This is a genomic window from Corynebacterium sp. MSK073 (assembly GCF_030232085.1).
In the GTDB taxonomy this organism is placed as follows: Bacteria; Actinomycetota; Actinomycetes; order Mycobacteriales; family Mycobacteriaceae; genus Corynebacterium.
This window is the reverse complement of sequence record NZ_JASPIY010000001.1, coordinates 220,527-242,239: the sequence shown is the minus strand read 5'-3', so window position 1 is coordinate 242,239 and position 21,713 is coordinate 220,527. Positions and strand designations below refer to the sequence as shown.

The 21,713-nt window shown below is 57.9% G+C and carries 19 protein-coding genes; 3 read left to right on the top strand and 16 right to left on the bottom strand.

Annotated features, from left to right (window positions below):
* Window positions 1–128 precede the first annotated feature (128 nt).
* Together QP970_RS01175 and QP970_RS01170 are read left to right on the top strand one after the other, a co-directional pair.
* Entirely contained in the window at window positions 129–1,013 is an 885-nt protein-coding gene (locus QP970_RS01175; protein WP_239275217.1) for a peptidylprolyl isomerase, read from the top strand.
* Window positions 1,014–1,332: 319 nt separating this feature from the next.
* Window positions 1,333–1,680 carry a hypothetical protein gene (locus QP970_RS01170; RefSeq protein WP_239268258.1) on the top strand — a complete coding sequence of 116 codons (348 nt, stop codon included), beginning with the start codon at window positions 1,333–1,335 and terminating at the stop codon, window positions 1,678–1,680.
* 102 nt (window positions 1,681–1,782) lie between these two features.
* Here QP970_RS01170 and QP970_RS01165 read toward each other — a convergent pair whose 3' ends face one another.
* The 13 genes from QP970_RS01165 to QP970_RS01105 all read right to left on the bottom strand — a co-directional run bounded on the left by QP970_RS01165 (window position 1,783) and on the right by QP970_RS01105 (window position 17,644).
* Window positions 1,783–2,355: a DUF421 domain-containing protein gene (locus QP970_RS01165; RefSeq protein ID WP_410755690.1), complete on the bottom strand. Its 573-nt coding sequence runs from the start codon at window positions 2,353–2,355 to the stop codon at window positions 1,783–1,785.
* A 109-nt stretch (window positions 2,356–2,464) separates the two neighbouring features.
* Entirely contained in the window at window positions 2,465–4,549 is a 2,085-nt protein-coding gene (locus QP970_RS01160) for a bifunctional metallophosphatase/5'-nucleotidase (protein ID WP_239275215.1), read from the bottom strand.
* A gap of 193 nt (window positions 4,550–4,742) precedes the next feature.
* Window positions 4,743–7,037, bottom strand: coding sequence for a RelA/SpoT family protein (locus QP970_RS01155; RefSeq protein WP_284869392.1), 2,295 nt, complete (start codon window positions 7,035–7,037; stop codon window positions 4,743–4,745).
* 85 nt (window positions 7,038–7,122) lie between these two features.
* Entirely contained in the window at window positions 7,123–7,668 is a 546-nt protein-coding gene (locus QP970_RS01150; RefSeq protein ID WP_239268264.1) for an adenine phosphoribosyltransferase, read from the bottom strand.
* Window positions 7,669–7,718: 50 nt separating this feature from the next.
* A complete protein-coding gene (locus QP970_RS01145) occupies window positions 7,719–9,494 on the bottom strand; it encodes an ABC transporter substrate-binding protein (RefSeq protein WP_239268266.1) in 1,776 nt (591 codons plus the stop codon).
* Window positions 9,495–9,566: 72 nt separating this feature from the next.
* Window positions 9,567–10,739, bottom strand: coding sequence for a protein translocase subunit SecF (secF, locus tag QP970_RS01140; protein WP_239268268.1), 1,173 nt, complete (start codon window positions 10,737–10,739; stop codon window positions 9,567–9,569).
* Between the two features lie 2 nt (window positions 10,740–10,741).
* The gene (gene secD, locus QP970_RS01135) at window positions 10,742–12,625 is read right to left on the bottom strand and encodes a protein translocase subunit SecD (RefSeq protein ID WP_239268270.1); all 1,884 of its coding nucleotides are present in this window, start codon (window positions 12,623–12,625) and stop codon (window positions 10,742–10,744) included.
* Window positions 12,626–12,905: 280 nt separating this feature from the next.
* Complete coding sequence (gene yajC / locus QP970_RS01130) at window positions 12,906–13,256, bottom strand: preprotein translocase subunit YajC (protein ID WP_239268272.1); 351 nt, start codon at window positions 13,254–13,256, stop codon at window positions 12,906–12,908.
* 89 nt (window positions 13,257–13,345) lie between these two features.
* Window positions 13,346–14,425: a Holliday junction branch migration DNA helicase RuvB gene (gene ruvB, locus QP970_RS01125; RefSeq protein WP_239268274.1), complete on the bottom strand. Its 1,080-nt coding sequence runs from the start codon at window positions 14,423–14,425 to the stop codon at window positions 13,346–13,348.
* Between the two features lie 36 nt (window positions 14,426–14,461).
* Entirely contained in the window at window positions 14,462–15,070 is a 609-nt protein-coding gene (gene ruvA, locus QP970_RS01120; RefSeq protein WP_239268276.1) for a Holliday junction branch migration protein RuvA, read from the bottom strand.
* Between the two features lie 81 nt (window positions 15,071–15,151).
* Entirely contained in the window at window positions 15,152–15,724 is a 573-nt protein-coding gene (ruvC, locus tag QP970_RS01115) for a crossover junction endodeoxyribonuclease RuvC (protein WP_005283305.1), read from the bottom strand.
* A gap of 193 nt (window positions 15,725–15,917) precedes the next feature.
* Complete coding sequence (locus tag QP970_RS01110; protein WP_023022595.1) at window positions 15,918–16,673, bottom strand: YebC/PmpR family DNA-binding transcriptional regulator; 756 nt, start codon at window positions 16,671–16,673, stop codon at window positions 15,918–15,920.
* Between the two features lie 92 nt (window positions 16,674–16,765).
* Window positions 16,766–17,644 (bottom strand): acyl-CoA thioesterase, encoded by an 879-nt coding sequence (locus QP970_RS01105; RefSeq protein ID WP_239268278.1) that lies wholly within the window; start codon window positions 17,642–17,644, stop codon window positions 16,766–16,768.
* A 143-nt stretch (window positions 17,645–17,787) separates the two neighbouring features.
* Here QP970_RS01105 and QP970_RS01100 point away from each other — a divergent pair, with 143 nt between their 5' ends.
* On the top strand, window positions 17,788–19,182 hold the full coding sequence (locus QP970_RS01100) for a DUF2029 domain-containing protein (RefSeq protein ID WP_239268280.1): 1,395 nt from the start codon (window positions 17,788–17,790) through the stop codon (window positions 19,180–19,182).
* Between the two features lie 4 nt (window positions 19,183–19,186).
* Here QP970_RS01100 and QP970_RS01095 read toward each other — a convergent pair whose 3' ends face one another.
* The 3 genes from QP970_RS01095 to QP970_RS01085 are packed head-to-tail and all read right to left on the bottom strand — an operon-like array spanning window position 19,187 to window position 21,653.
* A complete protein-coding gene (locus QP970_RS01095) occupies window positions 19,187–19,648 on the bottom strand; it encodes a hypothetical protein (RefSeq protein ID WP_239268307.1) in 462 nt (153 codons plus the stop codon).
* Complete coding sequence (locus QP970_RS01090) at window positions 19,648–20,751, bottom strand: glycosyltransferase family 4 protein (RefSeq protein ID WP_284771474.1); 1,104 nt, start codon at window positions 20,749–20,751, stop codon at window positions 19,648–19,650. The genes QP970_RS01095 and QP970_RS01090 overlap by 1 nt, the downstream gene beginning before the upstream one ends.
* A complete protein-coding gene (locus QP970_RS01085; RefSeq protein WP_239268284.1) occupies window positions 20,751–21,653 on the bottom strand; it encodes a phosphatidylinositol mannoside acyltransferase in 903 nt (300 codons plus the stop codon). Before QP970_RS01085 ends, QP970_RS01090 begins: the two co-directional genes overlap by 1 nt.
* Window positions 21,654–21,713 lie beyond the last annotated feature (60 nt).

The following is a 21,713-nucleotide window of genomic DNA, read 5'->3' as shown; positions in this document are numbered from 1 at the left end:
CCCCGCTATAGCTCTCCGCTTATTGCTTAAGCCAATCCCCGAGCCAAGTCATCCCCATGGCCGCAAAGCCGCTAAAATCGTCCTAGTTGAGACACGTCACCGATAATCGCTAGAAAGGTTGTCCCACGGTGCCAGATAATAAAAAGCGCGGAGAAGACGCGCTGCACAAGCTCGACCGCGAACTAAAGTCCCGTGACCGCAAACAAAAGACTCGTCCTTTTGGCGTCGCCTTAGCCTCGCTCGTCGTCATCCTCGGCATCGCCGGAGGGATTTACTTCCTCTCCACCCGCGATGACTCTGAGGGCGAAATCCAGGCGGAAGATACCTCGGAAGCACAGACCACGCAGGAAGCACCCAAGGCAGAGCCCTTGAGCGGTAAGCGCGCGGAAGCCCTGCCTGCAACCGTCCAGTGCGAGTACAAGGACAATGGGCAGGATGGCCACGGTGCCAAGAAGCCCGACGGCAAGGATATATCCACCGAGGGCACTGTTACTGTATCCTTCGATACCACCCAGGGCCCGATCGAGATGGACCTAGACCGCGCCACTGCGCCTTGTACTACCCACGCCATTTCGGAACTGGCTGACTCCGGCTTCTACGATGACACCGTCTGCCACCGCATGACCTCCGGTGGCTTGAATGTGCTCCAGTGCGGCGACCCCACCGGTTCCGGTGCCGGCGGCCCGGGCTTCAGCTTTGCTGATGAATACCCCACCGATGAAACTGATGACGAGGACGCGCAGAACCCAGTTGTCTACCCCCGCGGCTCCGTCGCTATGGCCAATAGCGGCCCAGATACCAACGGCTCCCAGTTCTTCCTTAACTACGATGACTCGGAGTTACCTCCTAACTACACCTACTTCGGCACCATCACTGAAGAAGGCCTCAAGACCCTAGACAAGATTGCCGAGGCCGGCGTAGACACCGGTGACCAAGGTAGCAATCCAGGCGGCCAAGAGGATGGCAAGCCTGCAGAAGAGGTAAAGATCAAAAAGGCTACGGTAAAGGCCTAGTCTGCGGCATCGGCGCTTGCCGATGCCTCCCCCATTCCCTCTACATTTGCCTCACCCCAGCACACTGCACGAACTATATCGTGGCGTGGCGCTGGGGAATTTTCATATCCGATGCTTTTCCTTAAATACCCTTCTACCTCGCTTAGCTCCAGAAAGCACATCCTTCCCATTCACACCATCTGCATTAATCACCCCCTCCAAACACCCCCATTCCTTATTGATAATGTTTTTTATTAAAATTAGCTCGGGTAATTCAGACAGCTACGCAGCCGTCTAATATCCAAAAAATTTGAACACCACAAGCTTGACAGGAAACACAATGAAGCTTTTCTCCCGCAAGGCCTTCCTCGCCGGCGCAACCGCCCTATCCGTTACTCTCGCTGGCACCACCGTGGCCACTGCCGCGGAGAATGTGAATACCGTTGCTCAAGGCTCTTCTACTGCCTCCACCAGCACTCCTAGCCAGAACATTGATTCTGATGCAAACAAGAAAAACGACGCCAAGAATACGCAAGCCTTGTCTTCCAAGGACGCGAATCCTGAGTCCGTCAAGGCCTGGATCGAAGTCATTACTGCTGCTGTCGGCGCACTGGGCACTCTCTTCGCGTTCGCCAATAAGTACATCAACATCGATGACCTTCTAAAGAACTTCAAACTTCCTTTCTAGACGTTGATGCCTCTTGAGGGCGATTAACCGCCGTGCTCTTATTTATCTGCACGGCGGTTGTACGAAAAGTAGTCCTGAAGTTCTTCCCCCTCTATCAATTCTTTAAGACTCTTTGGCCTGTTTGATATACCCAGAGCCAACGAGGTCATTAAAGATATCTGGGTCTATGTCCTGACCATTCTTGATGACAGATATGTGCCCGGTGGGCTCTAAAACCATAATCTGAACGTCTTCCATGCGGGCTAAACCAGCCTTTCGCACCGCGGAATACACGTCAGAGCGAGTGATATGGGAAACGGTGAGATTATCGTCAATCATCTCGCCCTGAAAGACGATGAGGACTGGACGCCGATCTAAAAACCGCGTCCATTTCACTACCTTGCGAATGGTCCCGAATGCAGCTTCCAAGGCCATCAGTGTGGTCAGCCCGATAACACCCGCCGCTAGTGTAGGTGGAACACCAATGATCACACGCCCGGCAACAGCACCGAACATAATGATGATGATCGCGTCAGAGGCCGTCATGGAGGTCAATACGCGGGAACCAAAAAGCTTCACCAAGACCATAAAGGCGAGATAGATGCCTAATGTAGACAACATGACAACAGGAACTCGATGTAGCTCGATTCCTAGTTGAAAAGTAGCCTCGCGTAAAAACCGTTCAAAGATATCCACGGCTTTTGAGGTTACTAGGATGCACGACACAGCACAGAAAAATAAGCGCTTTTCCCCCTTTAAGCGAGGAAAAGCGCTTTTCGCGTATCCACAGGATTTGGATCCCTAATTAGATGTGAAAGGTCTTGCGCAGGTCATCAAAGATGGACCGCAGTGGTGCCGGCAGCACCTGGGGGTTCAAACCAATAAAGGCGATTCCTGCCGCTAGTGCCGCCACGATGGCAAGGGCTGCGCCGCCAATAGACGAGCCTTGCGGGAGCTTCGGGGAGTCTTCATCCTCTGAACCATCCTCTTGGGAGCCGGCCTCGTCACCGCCGGCTTCGTCCACTTTCACGGGCAGGATCGCTTGCGTGCCTGCATCGGTGGTGATTTCTAGGTTTTGGGAGCCCGTCAGGCCTTCTGGAACGTTAAGCGTCACTTGCGCACGTCCGCGCTCGCCAAATTGGTCATCGCCTTCCTGCTTGGAATTATCGATATTGGCGGTTGCTTCCTCATCACCAAGCTTCACCGTGACGGTCTTGGCCATGGGCTCTCCCTCGCTGGTGTAATTCAAGCTGGACAGATCGACGGTGATTTCTTTGCCCGGGGCAATGTCACCATCGATGTGGGCGCCAATCTGGCCCTGCCCCTTGCGGACCTCGGACTCACCGGAGGCGATGTAGTCGATCATGGCCTGGGCATCCATGTATCCCACATCGTTCTTGTCCTTGATGGAGCCTGCCTCAAAGTAGCCATCGCCACCCTTTTCGCTGTCGCTGGAGGCGAGGAAGGACGATAGCGCGATGGAATAGTCCTTATCCGCGTCGAGGGGCTCGCCATTGATGGTCACGGACTTGACGCGCTCGCCGTGGGATGCCGTGTGGTCATAGACCACCTGGACGTTATTGGACAGCCCCATGGCTAGACGCGGCCGACTGCTTCCATCTTGCCACTGGTTTTCTAAAGCGGTGATGAAGTCCTTGCCGGAGACCTTCGCGGTAATAACCGAGTTACCAAACGGCTGGACCTCAAAGATGTCCTTGTATGTGACATCGCCGCCCTGTAAATCGGCACGCACACCGCCGGCGTTCATCACGCCAAGATCAATGTCCTCGCCAACCTGCTTGCTCATGGCATAACGTTGCCCGTCAGCGATGAAGTTATTCAGGGTGGACTCGACACCGCGGTTGGAACCTGGCTTTTGCCCCTCATCGGAGCCGCGGAATAAGTCGGTTTCGACTGTGCCAGCGGTCTTCGAGCCTTTTACCTCGGCCTCATCCTGTGCCTTCTTAACGATGCCCGCAATCTCAGCATCCGGCTCTACCTGCGCCGCATCAGTCGCATCGTACTGCTTGAGCTCAATCTTCTTTACCTCGCCCGCGGCCTTGTCGAAGGTAATATCGGCATCGTTAAGCAGCTTGCCGTACTCGTAGCCTTGCGCCCACTGCAGTGGCAGGGCGCCGTCGCGCTCTTGCGTTCCCTGGGTGGTCTGGTGGGTATCGCCTCCAAAGAGGATATCGACGTCTTTGTTGAAGCCTTCTGCGTATTCCTCCGCGTCTTCGTGGAAGAGGGAGACCACGACATCTGCCTCGCCGCTTTCCTTCAAGCGGGTGGCCTCCTTATTCGTTGCCTCGACTGGATCGGTAAAAGTGACGCCCGGAATCTTTGCCGCAGATACCTTGAACTTGGTGTTCTGGGTGACGGTGCCGACGTAGCCGACCTTTACGCCGTCGATTTCTTCCACATGGGAGGCGTCCAAAAGCGGTTTGCCGTCTTTTAACACATTGGCGCCGAGGATGGGATAGTCAGAAGCGGGCTGGATACGGTCCGTTAGGTCCTCAGTGCCCTTGTCGAATTCGTGGTTGCCCACTGCGGTGACCTTCATCCCCATGGCGTTGAGCGCTTCTAGCGTGTACTTGTCATCAGAGATGGCCGAAACGAATGCAGATCCGCCCACGTTATCGCCCGAAGAGGTGAGGTTGAACTCTTGGCCTTCATTGACCTGCTTGATAAGCGATTGCAGGCGAGCCACACCAATCTCATCGCCCGCCTTAGCAGGGTCACTCAGGCCATCTTCCAAGTGGCCGTGCAGGTCAGTGATATTGGTGACCGAGATGGTGGTCGTATCCTCCTGCGCTAGGGCGTGTGTGCCGGAGAGCGCGACGGCGGTGGCGGTAGTAGCGGCCACCAACTGGCCAATGCGGCGGAACTGCATAGTTACTCCTGTGTCGTAGAAAGTATTCAGACAATATATACCGCTTTCTTAACCCATTCGCAGGAAGCATGAAGCCCGTGAAATGGGCTTTTACCTTTCTTCCGCCAAGAGTTCACGCAATCGTCACGTGCGCGTCGCCCGCGCGTTGCTCTGTCGAGCAACCGCACAGGGAGGTAGCCGGGCGGTCAGGCGGTTAGGCAGTCACGCGGTAGACGTCAAAGACGCCTTCGGTATTGCGCAACGTCGTCATCAAGGAACCCAGCTGTTTGGTATCCGATACAGAGAAGGTAAACCGCATCGTGGCAATTTGGTCCTCGCCGCGGTTAGAATTCATCGTCAACACATTGATGTTTTGATCACTTAGAACCCGCGTCAGCTCAGACAGCAGGCCCTGGCGGTCCAACGCCTCAAGCTGCAGAGTTGCGGAAAAGGCGCCGGTAGAAGAGGTGCCAGAGGACCACTCCACCTTCAGCATGCGCTCCGGCTCAGATTTGAGCTTTTCCGCGTTGGCGCAGTCCGCACGGTGCACGGATACTCCCCCGCCACGGGTGACAAAACCAAAAATGGCGTCCCCAGGCACCGGCTGGCAGCACTTCGCAAGCTTAGCCATGACATCGGGGCTTCCCTCCACCAAGATGCCGGTGCCGGAGGCGGAGTCCTTAGTATGCTGCGCGCGGGACTGCTCGAGCTCCGAGAGTGGGGTTCGGGAGGCCAGGGCATCCACGGCATCATCGCGGTCGCCGAACATGGCCACCAATTGGTTGGCCACGTGCTGTGCGGAGACGTGGCCTGCGCCGATGGCCGTGTACAGGGCATCGACATCAGAATAGTGCAGCTGTTCTGCCACCTGCTTCATGGAGCTGGCAGTAAACAGGCGGTGCATCGGCAAGCCGCCGCGCTGCACCTCAGAGGCCAAGGCATCGCGTCCGGCTTCGAGGTGTTCCTCGCGCCTTTCCTTGGCAAACCACTGCCGTACCTTCGCCTTGGCCCGCGGCGAGACCAAGAATTCCTGCCAATCGCGCGATGGGCCGGCGTTGGGATCCTTGGAAGTAAAGATTTCTACCTTGTCGCCGGATTTCAGCGGCGATTCTAGCGCCACCAATTTGCCGTTGACCTTGGCGCCAATGCAGCGGTGGCCGACCTCCGTATGCACGGCGTAGGCAAAATCCACCGGGGTGGAACCCGCCGGCAGATCCACCACATCGCCCTTTGGGGTAAAGGCAAAGATCTGGCGCGCCGTCAGGTCATAGCGCAAGGAATCGAGGAACTCATTGGGATCTGCCGCTTCCTTCTGCCAGTCCAGCAGCTGACGCATCCAGGCCATCTGGTCCACCTCTTCTTGATGCCCAGAATTCTTCCCCTTGGTTTCCTTATAGCGCCAGTGCGCGGCGACGCCGAATTCGGCGTTGTAGTGCATCTCGTGCGTACGGACCTGCACCTCTAGGGTTGCTCCGCCGTCCGCGAGCACCGTGGTGTGCAGAGACTGGTAGACGCCAAAGCGCGGGGAGGAAACATAATCCTTAAAACGCCCAGGCAGAGCCTGGTAAATGGAGTGCACGACGCCAATGGCGGCGTAACAGCTATTGATGTCATCCACCAGTACGCGGATGCCCACCAGGTCAAAAATCTCCGCGAACTCGCGGCCGCGCACGACCATCTTTTGATAGATGGACCAGTAGTGCTTCGGCCGGCCCATTACCTCAGCCTCGATGCCGTTTTCCTTTAAGGCGGCGCTAACTTGGTTGATGATTTCCTTCAAGGCGCGATCGCGCGAGGGCGCACGCTCTGCCACCATGCGGACGATTTCGTCGTACTTTTTGGGATAGAGGATGGCAAAAGACAGATCCTCTAATTCCCATTTCACGCTCGCCATGCCCAGACGGTGGGCCAAGGGGGCGATGACCTCTAGCGTCTGGCGTGCCTTCTTAGCTTGCTTTTCCGGCGGCAAAAAGCGCATGGTGCGCATATTGTGCAGACGGTCGCTGACTTTGATGACCAGCACGCGCGGATCGTTGGCCATGGCGACGATCATCTTCCGGATGGTCTCAGCCTCGGCCGCTGCACCCAAGGCCACCTTGTCCAGTTTGGTCACGCCATCAACGAGCCGGGCGACTTCTGGCCCAAAGTCGCGGGTCAGATCTTCAAGCGTGTAATCGGTATCCTCCACCGTATCGTGCAGGAGCGCTGCAACGATGGTGGTGGTATCCATACCAATTTCCGCGGCAATCGTGGCTACGGCCAGGGGGTGCGTAATATACGGCTCGCCCGACTTGCGGAATACTCCCTCGTGCAACCTTTCTGCGGTGTTATAGGCAGCGTTGAGTAGTTCCGCATCCGCTTTGGGGTGGAATTTCCGGTGAATGGACATGAGGGGATCGAGCGCGGGGTTAATCTTGACCCGCCCGCCGGTCAGTGACCGAGCAAGCCGGGCAGACATGCTCCGCATCCCGTTATTAGCCTGGCGTTTTGCTGACTTATCCGTGGCCATCTCTACCGCCCTTCACAATGCCGCAGCCTGTACTGCTGGCTGCAGCGCCTTTCCAGATCGTGTGATCTAGCTTAGACACACCATCTTAGTCAGCGTCATCCAGCACAATGAGCGGCGGGCCCGATAAGCGTTCGCGTCCATTAAGACCCTTAACTTCTAGCACCACGACGTTGCCCGCGACCTCGGCGCCTGCAGACTCGAGCAGCAGCTTGGCGCCGTGGAGGGTGCCACCGGTGGCCAGGACGTCATCGACAAGCACCACGCGCTTGCCCTTCACATCGACGCCGCTGGCTGGGATCTCCAATGCGGCCGAGCCGTACTCCAGCTCGTATTCTTCGGTATATACCGGCGGTGGAAGCTTGCCCTTCTTGCGGATGGCCAAAATACCCAAGCCCAGCTTGTACGCCACGGCAGAGCCCAACAAGAATCCGCGGGCATCCAGGCCGCCGATAAGATCCGCGCCCAGCTCCTCGCAGGCGGCCGCGAGACCATCAACAACGGCCCGAAATGCCTCAGGATCGGCTAATACCGGTGTGAGGTCTTCAAAAAGAATTCCTTCTTCTGGAAAGTCCTGCACAAGGCGCACCTTGTCGCGCAAAGCTTGTGCTGCTGATTCATAGTGAGAAGTCATCATCTTCCTTGAGAATTAAATAGCGAGAATAAATTTAAAAACGAAAAGGCCTAGGCCTTCTCCACAGGTTCTTCTGCCGGCACGTGCCAACGATCCATATTCCAGCCGATGCCCGAGACGCCAGTGTACGGCAGGACACCCTCCACGTCGCGGTGAACGATAAACGCGCGCGGCTGCGCAGCGACTGGAATGGAGGGAACACTCTCCCACAGCTGCTCTTCCTGCTCCTTGAGCTGAACGGAATTTTTAATACTGGAATCAGCGGCGGAGTACTCGGTCAGCGGATCGACTGGGCCCAAGAAGGCATCAATGGTTGGCTGCCCCGATTCCGGATCAGGGTTGAGATAAAACTGCGATAGGTTCTCCGCCGCAGCATCCTCGATGGTAATCCCCGCCGGCTCGCAAGAGGCGCGCAGCGCATCAACCATCGCCTGATAGCGCTTATCCGGGCCAACGTAGCCCACCCTGATGGTGGACCCGTTCAACTGGCCGGCCGCAGCCATGTCCGTTCCCTCGTGGTCCTTCGCCACCGAGCCTAGCGTTTGGGCCACCGGATCTTGGACAGAGACGGTGCGCACATAAGCCGGGGGAACATCGACACCAGATATTTCGGAGCTCTTTTGTGCTAACGCCGCTTGGTCGACGCAAGCAGCAAATGCCTTTCTAGCAGAAGGCTCCGCAAAAATCCCGGCCTGCGACAGCGTCAACGTATCGGTTTGCAGGCCCACCTTGGTGATCGTCTCAAACTCGGCATTCTCTGTGCCCGCGGAGCCCTCCGCATTGGAGTCGCTTTCTTTATTCGAGCCAGATCCGTTTGTGGATTCTGAGGCGTCGTTGCCTTCCTCGGATTCTGCGTCCTTAACCGCGTTCCCTGAAAGCCAATCGGGCGCCGCGGTGGCGGAATCTGCCACCTTGAGAACGCCCTTATCCGCAAGTTCCTGTGCGTTGGCAGTACCCGGCCATATGACAAGGCGATCCAAGGCAGGTTTGTCGCCGCGATACTGCTCATTGGCTTTTAAAAAGACCTCGCCGGAATCACCAATCTTATCCGCGGTAAATGGGCCGTAGGACACCTGCAGCTGTGGGTCAAAGTCATCCTTGGCTGTAGAAAAACCATAGCGCCACAATTCCGCTACTGGCTGCAGCGCCGCCATGTCTCCTGCATGCAGGGCCGCGTTGAGATCCTCCATGCTCATGTCCGTCTTCTGCGCAAGCGCATGCGCAGGCATAACGGTGCCAGGGCCAAACATTTGGCGCCACCGATGTCCCTGGTCTTTCTGGAAAGTCAGCGTAAAGGCTTTGCTCTGCGGTGTGCACTCGATATCGGCGATGTCATTCATTAGTGGCATATGCGAGGCAAATTCAACCGGGTGCGTGCCAGCCGTATAGGAAAGCAGGTAATCATCGCAGGTGACGGGCGCACCATCGGAGAACGTGGCGTCATCAGCAAGCGTCAAACGCACGCTTTCCTGATCACTATCTGCTGCCGGCGGAAGCTCTTCGGTCTCTACCAAATCCGCATTGGGAATGAGCTGTCCGGAGGGGCCCGGCACAAAAAGACCGGGATAAAGCCGCGCCGAAAGTTGGGCCGCTGAGGTGGTGCTGCCGAAGGCGGTGCCCGCATTCGTCGTGGTCAGCTGAGAGTTAACCATATACCCGGGGTAGTTATAGGACTCCGGATCGGCGGGCGAGGCCTGGTCACCGCCCTCAGATTCCTCACTACTGCACGAGGCCGCTACCAGCGCCAGGGCGGAAAGCCCTGCTGCAACCGCCATGATTTTGGGACGGCGCCCCCACCACCGTGTGGTGCCTAATCTGCGTTCCACGGTACGCACAACCCCTTTTCTCCTAAAAAGACCAAGCCTTACTCTGCCTGATTATGCCGTGTTCAAGGGCATTTAGCGGCCCGGGCGCCACGTAGCACCTGTATGGCCGGAGGCACTGCTGCCGTGATCAGTTTGTTCTTCTGCCACTTCCTTGTGCGTCTTGGCCCCGACATCGGAAGGCGTAACCACCTTGCGCTTTGCAGAACCCGCGTCCGCCGGTTCACCGTCCTCAGACTTACCCGCGCGGTAATCCAGCACACGCTGCGTGTGCTGCTTGACGCGCTTAGTCCAATTAGCAAACGTCACCACCAACGGGGTAGCCAAGAAAATCGAGGAGAAAATACCCTCGATGACGCCGATGAGCTGGATCAGCGCCAAATCGCGCAGCGTACCGATGCCCATAAGCCATACGGCGATGACGAACAGCGCGATAATAGGCAGCGCGGAGATGATGGAGGTGGAAATGGAACGCATGACCGTCTGGTTAATCGCCAAGTTGGCGAGTTCCCCATAGGTCTTAGAACGTTGGCCTTCCAGCCCCGCCGTATTCTCATTGACCTTGTCAAAGACGATGACGGAGTCATAGATGGAGAAGGTCAGGACGGTGAGCAAACCGATGATGACGGCGGGAGAAACTTCAAAGCCGAAGAGGGCGTAGATACCGGCGATGACGATGCCATCGATAATCAGCGCCAAAATGGCGGCAAAAGCCATAATCTTTTGCAAGCGCACCGCCACATAGATGGTCGCTGCAACGAGGAATACGACCATGGCGAGGATCATGCGCTGCGTAATCGAGGAGCCCCACGATTCGGACACGGTGGAAGAACCGATGGCGTCTGGGGTGGCCTCCCCGTTTTCATCCTTCGGTTGGAATTCCTCGTAGATGGCAGACCGGGCGCTGTCTACCTCTTCTTGACTCAAGCGCTCCGAGGTGATTTCAAGCGTCTCAGAATCGCCGGCGCCGACGATGCGAACCTGTTCGGGTTCAACGCCGGTGGAGTCCTCAAAGACGGTAGCTACCTCGTCCTCTTTCAAGTCCCCAGCGGGCATGGACAAGGTGGTTCCTCCCTCAAAGTCGAGGGAAAGGGTAAATCCGCGAATCAGGATGGCGGCGATGGCGCCGACGAGGAGCGCGGCGGTAATCCCGTACCACCGTTTGGTGTGGCCAATGAAGTCATAGCCACGCTCGTCTTCATAGAGGCGATCTAAACGGGAAATCTTATTTTTAGTCGATACGGCCATGATTATTTCTCCTCATCTTCCGCGGCTGCTGAGGGCGAAGAACTCTCTGACGATTTGGCGCCAACGGATGCCGAATTTTCAGTGGAGCGCGCCTGCGACGCACCAGCGGCAGCGCGGGAATCTCCGTAGTAGCCGCGCTCGCGCCGCTCTTCAATTAGCGCATAAATTCCGCCCAAACCATTCATCGATGGCTTGGCTGCCGCTGGACGGCGGCCGATTATTTGCATTACCGGTGCCATGACCAAGAAGGAGACGACCAAGTCGAAGATCGTGGTCAAGCCCAAGGTGAACGCGAAGCCCTTTACCTCACCGATGGCGAGGAAGTAGACGATGACAGAACCGATCAACGTCACCGCGTTACCGGTCACGATGGTGCTGCGCGAGCGCTCCCAGGCCTTCTGCGTTGCGGACCTGAAGGTTCTGCCCTCTAAGAGCTCATCCTTGATGCGCTCGTAGTAGACCACGAACGAGTCCGCGGTTGCACCGACACCAATGACCAAACCGGCAATACCGGACAGGTCGAGCGAGTACCCGATCCAACGACCCAGCAACACGATGGCGCCGTAGGTCAGCAGGCCGGAGCCGAGCAGGAAGATGACGGACACACCACTGAGCGCTCGGAAGTAGTACAAGGAGTAAAGGATGACCAAAATCAAGCCTGCCAAGCCAGCCCACAGTCCGGCCTCGAGGGCTGCCTTACCCAGTGTCGGTGGAATGGACTCCACGGTGCCGCCGGGCTCGCCGTTTTCGCCGGCAAAGGACAGCGGCAATGCACCGTAGCGCAGATTATTGGCCAGGTTATTGGCTTCTTCTTGGCTAAATTCACCGTTAATGGAGGTAGCGGAACCGTACGGGGTAGCCCCCTGGATGACAGGTGCCGAAATGACGGCCGAGTCAAGGGTGATGGCAATCTGGTCGTTCAGGTGCTCCTGCGTAAGGTCAGCCCAGGTCTGGGAGCCGTTCGGGCCATCGCCAGTCTTGAAGGAGAAGCTGATCTCCATCTGACCGGACTGTGGGTTCAGGCCACCGTTGATCGGGGAATTGGTATCAATCTCATTACCCGTCAAACGGGTACCGTCTTCATCCTCAACACCGTTGAGCAACGGGGCTGGCTCCAAGACGTAGGGAGTGCCGCTGTCGTAATCACAGGTCACAAAAGGCTTGGACGGATCGTCCGCACCAGCCAGTGGGTCAGCGGAGCCCTGGCAGGTCAGGAGCGAAGAGGCCGCTGCTTGCGTTGTCGGATCGTCCGATTGGCGGTCCTTCAACAACATTTCGGTGACTTCATCGCGACGCTCTGTCTGCTCAATGGAGTTGGACGGCTCGTCCAAGGGCTTAGCGGAAACCTTCGGTGCCTTGACATCCTTCGGTTCCTTACCCTCAGCCTGCGCTTCTTGCTGGGCAACGGCATTGGTGACGTCTTCCAACTTCTTGTTGGCTTCGTCCTTATCTAGGACACCGTATTTGACCCAGCGGTTAGCCATATCCTCCAGCTGTTTGTCGAGCTTGTCCATGTCCGGCGCAGAGGGTTGCGCCACCGGGCGGAAGTACAACTGGGAGGTCTGCCCCACCGCCTGGGCTTGGGATGCATCCTCGCCCGGTACGGTGATGACGAGGGTATTGCCGTTGATGACGACCTCGGAACCAGAAACGCCCATGCCGTTCACGCGCTGTTCCAAAATATTGCGCGCCTGCCGTAGCTGGTCCTGGGTGGGGTCTTCACCTTGGGGCGCCAAGGTAACGCGGGTGCCGCCCTGCAGGTCGATGCCTAGCTTTGGGGTGGCTTGGCGGTTTCCGGTGAAAAAGACCAGCGCATAGATAACGACCACGATGAGTCCAAAAAGCGCGAGGGCGCGCTTTGGCCATTGGCGGTTCCTATTTTTCATAGCGCCTCGAGATGATGCGGACAACGATACTCTCCTGTGCACTGCAAACCAGGGTGATTAAACATTAAATACGGCCCGCCCGATTCGGCGCGGGCACGTTAACAACGCACAATCGTACGTCATGGAACAACATTTTCCTTAACAGGGTCCGCGATTCAGCGAAAATGTGTCAGGTTCTACGTTTCTCATAAGCCAATGGCGGGCCTAGAGAATTCCCCGCGCGTGCACAGGGAGTGCGCCCGCGTCTTCCTCCACAGAGGTCGCCGGCGCTAATAAGGAATTAACGGTCGTTGGAGTGCTCGCCCTCTTCGCCGTTGAATCCATCATCATTATTGCTTTCAGCGTTGTCTGCGCCACCGCGGTCAAGTTTCTGGGCCTCGCTTTCCGTGCGCACCACCGCCATCTTGTCAAAGGTGAGGGTAACGCCCGGGGAAACCTCGAGGTCCACGCTGGTATCGGTGGTTCCGCGCACCACGCCGTGTACACCGCCAGCAGTCACGATGCGGTCTCCATCCTGTAGGGAGTTTTGCAGCGATTGCATGTCGTTTTGGCGCTGGCGTTGCTTACGCATCGCCATAAAGGAAGGAATGATGAACAAAATGACAATGATGATGAGAAAGATGATTTCCATAACTTTCCAGTATGCCAGACCGTTTCGTTCACAAAAACCATGAGCCGGTTCCACCTCTGCGGCCGCACCAGCGAGGTGCCCACGCTTGCCTAAAACAACCCAATCGCGCCATCGGGCGGCGTCAGGCCCAGGTGCTGCCAGGCGGCCGCGGTGGCTACCCTGCCCCGCCCGGTGCGCGAAATCATGCCGGCGCGAACCAAGTACGGCTCGCACACCTCCTCCACGGTAGAAGGTTCCTCACCCACGGCGATGGCCAAGGTATTAACACCCACAGGCCCGCCACCATGGCCATTGATCAGGGCATTGAGGACGGCGCGGTCCAGGCGGTCCAGGCCCATTTCATCGACGTCGAATACCTCCAACGCCCCCTGCGCGGCGGAAAGATCGATGCGTCCGGTGCCATTGACCTCCGCATAATCGCGCACGCGGCGCAGCAGGCGGTTGGCAATGCGCGGGGTGCCGCGCGAGCGCGAGCCGATTTCTACGGCGGCATCATCATCGATGGCGACGTCCAAGATATGTGCCGCACGCTTGATCACATGGGTGAGATCCTCGGTGCTGTAGTACTCCATTTGGGCGGTAAAGCCGAAGCGATCCCGCAGCGGACCGGTAAGCATTCCCGCTCGCGTTGTGGCCCCGACCAACGTAAACGGCGGGATCTCCAAGGGGATCGAGGTAGCACCCGGCCCCTTGCCCACAATGACATCGATTCGGAAATCCTCCATGGCCATGTAGAGCATTTCTTCGGCGGGCCGGGCGATGCGGTGGATCTCATCGATAAAAAGCACGTCGCCTTCCATGAGGTTCGAAAGCATGGCCGCGAGATCTCCCGCTCGTTCCAGCGCTGGGCCCGAAGTCATGCGCAGCGAGGTGCCGAGTTCCTGCGAAATGATCATCGCCATGGTGGTCTTACCCAGACCGGGCGGTCCCGATAACAGGACGTGATCCGGGGTGACCCCGCGGTTCTTCGCGCCCGTGAGCACGAGGGACAGCTGCTCCCTCACCTTGGGCTGCCCAATGAATTCCGTCAGGGACTTGGGGCGCAGGGAGCGCTCGATATCGTGTTCTTCTGCGTGAGCGGTGGCTTCCACATCACTATTGTGCTGGGATTCGTGCGCCTTACTCATCCCCTCTGGGAGGTTGAACTCGGTGCGCTCAATATCGGACATGCTGTAGCCTTTGTGTCTTCTTGACGTCGTGTTCTTTTAGCCTTGCTTACCCAGCTGGGCCAGGGCCGCGCGCAGCAAGGTCGACGTATCCGCCGCAGGGGCTTCGGCGTATGCCGCCTCCACCACGGGGCGAGCCGCCTTCTCAGTAAATCCTAGGCCCAAGAGGGCTTCAGTGACACTATCGACAACTGGGTCACCGGCACCTGTTGCCTCCGGTGCAGCATCGGGCGCGGGAGTTCCAGCAAAGCGCTTTACCTTATCTTTTAGCTCCAGGGTAAGGCGTTGGGCCACGCGCTTGCCGACGCCCGGGATAGACTGCAGCGCCTTAACATCCTCCCCGCCAATGGCTGCGGCCAGCTCTTCTGCGCCCATGACGGATAACGCGGCCAAGGCCAGTTTGGGCCCCAAGCCGGACACGGATTGCAGCACTTGGAACATTTCGCGGTCATCGTCGCTGGTAAAACCGTATAAGGTCAATGCGTCTTCCTTGACCACCAACGTAGTCAGCACAAAGGCTGTTTCTCCGCGGCGCAAGGTTCCCAACGTCTTTGCGGTGGCTAAGAACTTATAGCCCACCCCGCCACATTCAATAACGCCGTGGTCTAAACCAATGTGGAGTACCTCTCCCCGCAATGCCGCAATCATTTTCTACCGTACCTTCCTACCTGTGTGCGCTTTCAACATGACCTAATAATGAACAAAACTTAACCTGTGGGGTGTGGCGCGCTAGGGCTGAACACCCTTCCCCCGCCCGCGGACGCCGCTGGTCTTTGCGCCAAGCCCTAACCCGGTACTATCCATTCTCACGATCGCTGGCGCGCGCCAGCAGTGGCAGACGGCCAGCGCCAATGCATCCGCCGCATCCGCAGGCTTGGGCGGCTCCGTAAGCCCCAGGATACGGGTGATCATGGTCGTCATTTGCTTCTTATCCGCGCGCCCATTACCAGAAATGGCCTTTTTTACCTCTGACGGGGTGTACATATAAACCGGAATATCCCGCTCGGCGGCTGCGAGCACAAGGACTCCTACGACGTGAGCAGTCTGCATGACTGTTGAGACCTGGCCGCGTTCGAAGACGCGCTCTATGGCAACCACATCCGGCGAATAATCGTCCATCCACTCCTTGGCCGCAACAGAGAGCCGCAGGAGCCGCTCGGTCAGATCCTTATCGCTCGGGGTTCGCACCACGCCCACGGAGACGGGAAGAATTGCGCGCCCGCGGCCTGCTTGGACTACGGACAGGCCACAGCGAGTGAGCCCAGGGTCGATGCCCATCACGCGCATGCCTTCGATATTCACACCCGCCCACTCCCCGTTCCCCGGCCTCGTCGTTTCTAGTCTTAATTCCCTATTATGTCTTACACACACATGTTCTACAACACGACGTGAATGTTAGGCTGTCCCAATAAAAACACAACAAAAGCTCGGCACCGGAATCTTCGCATGCGCGAAGTGCCGCCACCGAGCTAGTGCCCCACTATGTGCAGTATTCTTACTCTGCGTTGAGTTCTGCGAGTACCTCATCGGAGAGGTCCATATTGGTATATACGTTCTGGACGTCGTCGGATTCTTCCAAGACATCGATGAGGCGGAAGATCTTCTTGGCGTCATTGGCCTCGAGGGGAACCTCGACGGAGGCACGGAAATCATTATCGGAGTCATCGACCTCAATATCGGCTTCCTTGAGGGCCTCCTTGACAGCCTGCACATCCGTGGGTGCGCAGATGATCTCAAATTTCTCGCCCTGGTCCTTGACCTCTTCGGCGCCGGCATCGAGGACCGCCATCAAGACGTCATCCTCGCTCAGCTCACCCTTTTCCACCAAGACATACCCAGTGCGGGAGAACATATAAGCAACCGAGCCAGATTCACCCAGGTTGCCGCCATTCTTGCTCATCGCGGTGCGGACATCGGTAGCCGCGCGGTTGCGGTTATCGGTCAAGCATTCAATCAGCATTGCGACACCGTTGGGGCCATAGCCCTCATACATGATGGTCTCCCAGTCAGCACCACCGGCTTCTTCACCAGAACCGCGCTTGCGGGCGCGTTCGATGTTGTCATTGGGGACGGAGGCCTTCTTGGCCTTCTTAATCATGTCATCGAGCGTTGGGTTGGCCGCAGGATCACCACCGCCGGTTCGCGCCGCCACTTCAATGTTCTTAATGAGCTTGGCAAATTCCTTGCCGCGCTTGGCGTCATTGGCAGCCTTCTTGTGCTTGGTAGTTGCCCATTTTGAGTGGCCTGACATTAAGTCCCTTTCTAATTGGGTTCTAAATCTGGTGACAATTATACGTGCCCTGCACGAACTGGGAAAAGCGCCCCCAGGATACGCAAGCTTTTCTAGACGTTATGCCAATTGCCGTGGGCGGAACCGCTGCCTAGGTCCTCATCGAGGAACCGCGTCAAGCCCTCCTGTTTGACCAGCGCGACGAGTTCGCCCTGTTCAGTGAATAATTTACCGCGCGCGATGGCCGTGCCTTGCGACGCTGTGGGCGATACCTGCTCATAAAGCAGCCACTCATCCACGCGGAAGGGGCGGAGAAACCACACCGCATGGTCAAGGCTTGCCAACTGGATCTTCTCCCCCTGGTGCGGAATGAGCGCCGACCGAATGAGGGTCATATCGGACATATACGTCAACGCAGCGCGGTGGAATGCGGGGTCACTCCCAAGCTCGCCGGTATTGCGGAACCAAATATGGCGATATCCAGCACCGGTTACCTCCGCGGCGGCATCATCGCGGCCTTCATCAGGGACCAAACGGATATCCCAATCGGTCCACTCCTTCAAGATGATTCGGGTGGAATAGGGCGCCCCGCCACCGCGGCGAGCGGCTTCATCGGGGCTTAATACCTGCGGTGCCACATCCTGATGTTCGGGACCTGCATCACCATCGCGGTGGAAACTAGCCAGCATAATAAAGACGAGGCGGCCATCTTGGACGACCCGAACCTCGCGGCTGGCAAAGGAACGGCCATCACGCAGCCTTTCTACCTGCAACTCCAGCGGGTTTTTCGTATCACCTGGGCCAACGAAATAGCCATGGAGGGAATGCACCTGCTTATCCTCCACCGTCCTTTGCGCCGCGGTAAGGGCCTGCGCTGCAACTTGGCCACCGAAGGTGCGTTCAATCTGCGAGGGAATCGCCGGGCCAGCAAAGACATCCGCATCTTGGGTGCTTTCTAACGCCAAAACCTCAGAAATGGTGCCCACAGTCATCCTTTCTTGTGCGCCTACTATGCGCTACATCACGTAAGTCTTCGTCTGTCTTGCCACCTTACTCCCCGGGGCAGCCCAACCCGGATGACGAGGAACCTGATTCGAACTACGCAACGGCCAAAATATTCCCTACAATCTTTTGGGTGAAAAGATTCGCGACAGTTCCTGCGGTATGGGTGGGGTGGGCTCTCGCCCGCTTGATATTGGTCTATTTTTTGAAGCTCGACCACAGCGCACGCGGCGATGTTGCCTATTATTTCGCCGGCCTTTTTGGCACCGATCCCACGCAGATGACCGAGTATCCCCACGCGGGCACGTGGCCCACCATCATCTTAAGCTGGTTCACCGGTGGAGACCGCGGCGTATTCTATATCGGCTTTACCATCATGACGCTGCTTGTCGATGCCGCCTTCCTCGCCCTCCTACTTCGCCACCACGAACGCAATAAGCGCGTTTTTCTCGCCGGCTGGTTCTGGGTCTTTTTTGGCACGGCTGCAGGACACGTCTTTGTGTGGCGCCTCGATATTTTTCCTGCCGTCGCCGTCGCAGGTGCCGCAGCGCTGCTTATTTCTCATCCCAAGACAGGCGCCGCCCTATTAGGCTTCGCTACCACCATGAAGCTCTGGCCAGGCGTCCTCGCAGCTGGACTGGTAGGGCGTTTTAATAGTTCTAATTCCTGGCTGCGATTGGCGTCCTTTTTCGGCTCCGTTGCTGCTCTTTCGGCGTTGACAGTTTTTACCTCCGGTATGGACCGACTTCTTTCCCCACTGAATTATCAGGGGGTGCGCGGGCTCCAACTCGAATCCGTTCCGGCGACATACTTGCTATTGCAGGCACACCTCACACCGGGTAAATGGCGTTTAGGTTATGCTCCGTCAAAGAGCTTCGAGATTTCTGGCCCGGGCGTCGATGCCGCCATCATGTGGAGCACCATCGCGACGGCCGGGATGCTGGTCTTCGCCCTGAGCTGGGCGCTATACCGCTTCTTCGCCGGAGGCTGGACCTCGCGAACGACGGTCGCCTTTTTCACCCTCATGGTGCTTCTACTCATAGCCACCAATAAAGTATTTTCGCCCCAGTACATCATTTGGCTCGGACCCCTATTCGCGGTGGTCGTACGCCAACAGCTCCCCGCCGGGTTTGTGCCCATCAAAATCTGTCAGGGTTTCCTCGCTGTATGCGCAGTTGCAGCGGCCGCGCTCGGCACCTACATCTACCCTTTCCACTATGACTACGTGTGGAAGTATGTAGGCGAAAACCTGACTCCGGTCTACGTGCTCGTCGCCCGCAACGTGCTCATCCTCGTCATGGTCTTCATCGCGCTCATTTGGTTCATCCTTGAGATAAGCCTGTCGCGCCGCATAGAAAAGGCCATCGTGGCAGCAAGCGACCCGGAGCAAGCCCAAGAAGCCGCCGCAGAGGCCGCGCCCTCACCAGATACCGGGCGAATCAATGTGCCGGGCTCCGACACCGCCGACGCGGACGCCTCCGAGCCTGACGCGAGCACCGATGACACTAGGGAGGTAACGCGCGGCTAAATTTTCAATCCGCCAGCATGTAGTCGAAGTACTCGGGCAATTTAGCGGTTCCGCCGAGGTGGAAAAAACGCACCGCTGGGCGCAGGCGCAGCGCGCGCGTATCGCTGACCGCCTCGTTATAAAAGCGATGCGCCAACTGGATGCGGCCTTCTGCATCCGCCAAGGCGGCCGGGCGCTGGCCTACCGGAAAATCGCGCACGATGGCCGCCGAAAGCTCGCGTTCTACCATGGTGCGGGCTTGAAAATGCCCATGCGAAAGCTCCGTGGATTCGGCCTTTTGCGCCAAGGCGGCAAGATCTGGGGACACAGCCGCAGTTACCGCTGCCCGGCGGTCCAGCGCCGCCTGCAGCTGCGCCAGCGCAGCGTCGGTTCGGATGTGCAGGAAGTTTAACCGCTGCGCGGTGAAAATGGCCCACGATCCCACAAGAATGAGAATAAGCAGCACGATGGTTATTTCTATCGCCATCATCGCTTCACCCTCACCTTCGTGCCATCTTGCACCGTTTCATAAACTTGCATGACCGCCGCGGCAACATGGTCCCAGTCATACATCTGGGCGCGTTGGACGCCATTGCGCACCAGGTGCCGCCGGTAATCGGCATCATCCAGGACCTGGTTGAGCACGCGTGCCAAGTCAGAGGCATCGCCAGTGCGGAAGAGCGCTCCCGCTGGCTCTTCCGATTCTGCGTTGCAGACCGCCTGGAACGCCTCCAAATCCGAAGCCACGACGGCCGCACCGGCGGCCATTGCCTCTACCAGCACGATGCCAAAGCTTTCCCCGCCCGTATTGGGCGCCACGTAAACATCGGCCCGGCCCAAGATCTGTGCCTTTTCTGCATCGCTAACGCGCCCAACAAAATCCACGCCCTCGACCTCGCGGGCGCGGCCGCCGCCCATAATGGTCACGCGGATATTCTTGTTGACCTGGTGCAATGCGGCTAAAAGGATATCCAGGCCCTTCCGCGGCTCATCGAGGCGGCCGAGGAAGACGACCTCGAGTGGGGCATCGGCAAGCGCGGGCTGGCTTTTCTTGCGCGCAAGCGCATAGACGGAGGTATCGACGCCGTTGGGAATCAGGACAGGATCGCCACCCAATTGCTCCACCTGCCAGCGCCGCGCCATATCCGATACCGCAATGCCACCGCGAATCTTTTCCAAAAAGGGTACGAGCAGCGGCTTTGCCAAGGTAAGAATGAGGGAATTGGCCGCCGAGGCGTGGTACGTCGCCACCATGGGGCCGTGTGCCACGGCCAAGGCGGTCATGGAAAAGCTCGGGGAATTGGGCTCGTGGATATGCAAAACGTCAAAATCGCCGTCCCGAATGAAGCGCTTGACCTTGCGCGTTACCTTCGGCCCCACCGACAGGCGCGCAACCGAACCGTTATACGCAATCGGGAAGGCAGGGCCGCCCTTGACCACGAAATCCGGCAGCGGTGTGGACTTCGCGGCGGGCCCAAGGACCTGAACAAAGTGGCCCTGTTCTATGAAAACGGTGGCCAGGTCAAGGATATGGGCCTGCACGCCACCGGGTTCATCAAAAGAATACGGGCAAATGATACCGATGCGCATTAACGGGAACGTTCCTTTCGCGCTTGCCGGCGCCGCTCCACATCCTCGTTCCATTGCGGCTGCAGCATGTGCCAGTCTGCGGGGTGGCGCCGAATGTTGGCCGCAAACCCATCCGCCATGCGCTGGGTGGTCTCCTGCACATCGGTGACCTCTACTTCTGGAGACACCGACAACCCCCAGCCATCGCCTTCAAACCAGGAGTGCACCACGTGGAGCGCTGCGCCGGTTTCAATGGCTAGCTGTGCGGGACCTGCCGCCATATTGGCTTCCTCGCCCATGAAATCTACCGTGACGCCGCTGCGGGTGATATCGCGTTCTGCCAATAGGCACACTACCCCTCCCTCCTCAAGGGCCTCCTTCAGCCGCGCAAAGGGAGGGACCGCCCCACCGGTAAGCGGCAGGACCTCAAAGCCTAATTCCTCGCGGTAATCCACGAAGGCATCAAAAAGCACCTCCGGCTTCAACCGCTCTGCCACGGTGGTAAATTGCCCGTAATGGCCCACCAAGAAAACCCCGGCCATATCCCAGTTGCCGGAGTGCGGCAGCGCCAAGATGACGCCGCGGCCAGACTGCGCCGAGGCATCAAAGTGCTCGAGCCCTTCCAAGCCCTTCATGAGGCGCTCGTGCAGCTGGGGATCCGCATGAATCGCGGGAAGGCGAAACGCCTCCATCCAATAGCGCATATAGGAGCGCATGGAATCGCGCACCAGCTGACGGGTGACGTTTTCTGCCCCCACCACGCGGGTGAGGTTTCTTCGCAGGCCATCCATGCCGCGCCCGCGGTCGCTCGCGAAATCCGCTACCCACCGGAAGATGGTGCGCGCTACCGGGTCGGGCAACCGGCGAACTACCTTCCAGCCCGCCAAATACCCGGCCGCTGCTACATCTTCTTTATCCCACATGGTGCCGGATCCTCCAGAAAAGTTAGTGCGCAAACCACGAACTAGCCGGAACGATAGCCC

Excerpts from the sequence above, each read along its gene's own strand:
- QP970_RS01170 (WP_239268258.1), top strand. The coding sequence starts at position 1,333 with ATGAAGCTTTTCTCCCGCAAGGCCTTCCTCGCCGGCGCAACCGCCCTA.
- QP970_RS01160 (WP_239275215.1), bottom strand. The coding sequence starts at position 4,549 with ATGCAGTTCCGCCGCATTGGCCAGTTGGTGGCCGCTACTACCGCCACC.
- QP970_RS01155 (WP_284869392.1), bottom strand. The coding sequence starts at position 7,037 with ATGGCCACGGATAAGTCAGCAAAACGCCAGGCTAATAACGGGATGCGG.
- QP970_RS01150 (WP_239268264.1), bottom strand. The coding sequence starts at position 7,668 with ATGACTTCTCACTATGAATCAGCAGCACAAGCTTTGCGCGACAAGGTG.
- secF (WP_239268268.1), bottom strand. The coding sequence starts at position 10,739 with ATGGCCGTATCGACTAAAAATAAGATTTCCCGTTTAGATCGCCTCTAT.
- secD (WP_239268270.1), bottom strand. The coding sequence starts at position 12,625 with ATGAAAAATAGGAACCGCCAATGGCCAAAGCGCGCCCTCGCGCTTTTT.
- yajC (WP_239268272.1), bottom strand. The coding sequence starts at position 13,256 with ATGGAAATCATCTTTCTCATCATCATTGTCATTTTGTTCATCATTCCT.
- ruvB (WP_239268274.1), bottom strand. The coding sequence starts at position 14,425 with ATGTCCGATATTGAGCGCACCGAGTTCAACCTCCCAGAGGGGATGAGT.
- ruvA (WP_239268276.1), bottom strand. The coding sequence starts at position 15,070 with ATGATTGCGGCATTGCGGGGAGAGGTACTCCACATTGGTTTAGACCAC.
- QP970_RS01110 (WP_023022595.1), bottom strand. The coding sequence starts at position 16,673 with ATGTCAGGCCACTCAAAATGGGCAACTACCAAGCACAAGAAGGCTGCC.
- QP970_RS01105 (WP_239268278.1), bottom strand. The coding sequence starts at position 17,644 with ATGACTGTGGGCACCATTTCTGAGGTTTTGGCGTTAGAAAGCACCCAA.
- QP970_RS01095 (WP_239268307.1), bottom strand. The coding sequence starts at position 19,648 with ATGGCGATAGAAATAACCATCGTGCTGCTTATTCTCATTCTTGTGGGA.
- QP970_RS01090 (WP_284771474.1), bottom strand. The coding sequence starts at position 20,751 with ATGCGCATCGGTATCATTTGCCCGTATTCTTTTGATGAACCCGGTGGC.
- QP970_RS01085 (WP_239268284.1), bottom strand. The coding sequence starts at position 21,653 with ATGTGGGATAAAGAAGATGTAGCAGCGGCCGGGTATTTGGCGGGCTGG.